This window comes from Mycobacterium sp., from assembly GCF_050701675.1.
In the GTDB taxonomy this organism is placed as follows: Bacteria; Actinomycetota; Actinomycetes; order Mycobacteriales; family Mycobacteriaceae; genus Mycobacterium.
On sequence record NZ_JBOGDD010000522.1, the window covers coordinates 1 to 2,205 of the forward strand.

The window sequence follows — 2,205 nt, forward strand, 5'->3', positions numbered from 1 at the left end:
TGTCTCGCCCCTGCCAGGCAGACGACCACGGGTTCGTTGCGTCGCGAGGTGCAAGAGTGCGCCGCCCCGCGAGTTCGGCGAATTCGTCGAACGCGCCAAGGACCTCTGGTGCGCGCCAAGCCTCGGAGCCAGCCACGTCGGCGTGTCGAACGGTTGATAGCCCGTAGACCGGCGTGTCTGGACGTAGCTTCGTCTGATGAACCACATCTCGGTTGCCGAACCGGGCCAGCTGAGCGAGAGCGAGCTGGATGCCGCGGAAGCGTTGGTCCGCTCGTCGTTCGGCGAGAGTTTCAGAGGGCACGACTGGTTGCATGCAGTCGGGGGAGTCCACGTGATGATCTGGGATGGTGACTCTCTGGTCGCTCACGCCGGAGTGGTCCCGAGGACGCTTCAATACCGGGACGCGACATTAGACGCCGGATACGTCGAGGCGGTCGCGGTGCACTCCGATCGGCGGGGTTCCGGGTTGGGCGCGGTGGTGATGGATTGGGCGGAGTCGATCATCCGAACGCGCCATGATCTGGGCGCGTTGAACGCCGTCGAGTCGGCGGCGGGCTTCTATGCCGCGCGCGGCTGGGAGCCGTGGACGGGCCCAACCCAGGCGCTTACACCTGATGGTCGGGTCGACACGTACGACGCCGCAGATCTGATCTTCGTGTTGCCGACGGGGTGCGGTGGGCTGGATGCCAGCGGGGTGTTGACCTGCGATTGGCGCGTTGGCGACCTTTGGTAGTTGGCCGGTCAAGCACCGTAGCTGATGGTGATGGTGCCGTTGCGGTTCACTCCGGTGCCGGGCGGCGGATCCTGCATGACCGCCTTGTTGCGGTACTGATCGCCTGCGCCCTGTACGTCGGGTCCCTTGTTCAGAGTGCCGGTGAAGCCGTTCTGCTGCAGTACCTGTAGGAGATCGTCGTAGAACCGGTTCCTCAGATCCGGCATGACGAACTGATTGGCGAGCGACACCTGGATCTGGATCACCGTGTCTACTGGAACCGCTTGCATCGCTGCAGGATTCGTGGCAACCACTTGACCAATTGGCAGCGGACTGTCCTTGTCGACGCGGAACGTGTTGAGGAAGCCGGACTGCTTCAGCAGCCTGTCGCAGTCCCCGAAGGACAGATTCGCGCAGTCCGGAACTTGCTTGCTATCCGGTCCGCTTCCCACGACGATGTCGATCTCGTTGGTAGCGGCCACCGTTGAGTTCGCCGGCGGGATGGTCATCGTGACGATGCCCTTCTGTTCCGGCGTGGAGGCCCCGGCCGTGCGTTTGAGGTTGTCGAAACCCGCATCGCGGAGTTGCTTCTCCGCGTCGTCGGGAGTCATCGTCGCCACGTCCGGGATCTGCTGCTGTTTGGGGCCCAAGGAGAGATTGACCGTGATCTCGTCGCCAGCGGCGAGACTCTTGCCGGCCTCTGGCTCGGTGCCGATGACGTGGCCGAACGCAATGGTGGAGTCGAACTCCTGTTGCGGGACGACCTTCAAGCCGAGGCCCTGAAGGGTGGCGGTCGCCGAATCCCTTGTCTGGTCTCGGACGTCGGGCACCTTGAGATCGCGGGAGCCGAACATGCTGATCGCCACTGAGACGACGACGGCCAGGACTGCCACCACCGCGACGACGGCCAGCCATCGCCGGGAGAACCGGTTGCGGTCCGGGGGTGTGTACACCGGTTGGTTTGCCGTGGTGTGGCCGGTCGGCTGCGAGCGGTGTTTCGCCGGCGTTGGACGCGAGGTCCGTTCATCGTCGGTGACCACCTTGGGCGCCTCGGGGGCCTCGCCGCCGTGCACGCGGATCAGATCGGTCCGCATGTCGGCGGCCGTCTGGTAACGGTTGTCGGGTTTCTTCGCGAGAGCCTTGAGGACGACGGCATCCAGTTCGGGTGAAATCGCTGGATTGCGTTTCGACGGTGGAGTGGGTTCCTTCCTGACGTGTTGGTAGGCAACGGAGACGGGGGAGTCACCAACGAATGGTGGCTCGCCAGTGAGGATCTCGTAGAGCACGCACCCGAGTGAATACACGTCGGTGCGGGCGTCGACGGTGTCTCCGCTCGCCTGCTCGGGGGAGAAGTACTGCGCGGTGCCGACCACTGCGCCGGCTTGTGTGACGGGAGTGCCACTGTCGTTCAGAGCTCTCGAGATGCCGAAGTCCATCACCTTCACCGCGCCCGCCTTGGTGATCATGATGTTGGCGGGTTTCACGTCGCGGTG

Annotated in this window: 2 protein-coding genes; one reads left to right on the plus strand and one right to left on the minus strand. The window is 64.3% G+C overall.

Going from position 1 to position 2,205, the window contains the following annotated elements:
• Positions 1-196 precede the first annotated feature (196 nt).
• Positions 197-733 carry a GNAT family N-acetyltransferase gene (locus tag ACRDUX_RS15680; protein ID WP_526414937.1) on the plus strand — a complete coding sequence of 179 codons (537 nt, stop codon included), beginning with the start codon at positions 197-199 and terminating at the stop codon, positions 731-733.
• 8 nt (positions 734-741) lie between these two features.
• Here the strand turns inward: ACRDUX_RS15680 and ACRDUX_RS15685 are convergent.
• A partial coding sequence (locus ACRDUX_RS15685; protein ID WP_526414938.1) for a Stk1 family PASTA domain-containing Ser/Thr kinase occupies positions 742-2,205 on the minus strand: 1,464 nt, incomplete at its 5' end.

Excerpts from the sequence above, each read along its gene's own strand:
- ACRDUX_RS15680 (WP_526414937.1), top strand. The coding sequence starts at position 197 with ATGAACCACATCTCGGTTGCCGAACCGGGCCAGCTGAGCGAGAGCGAG.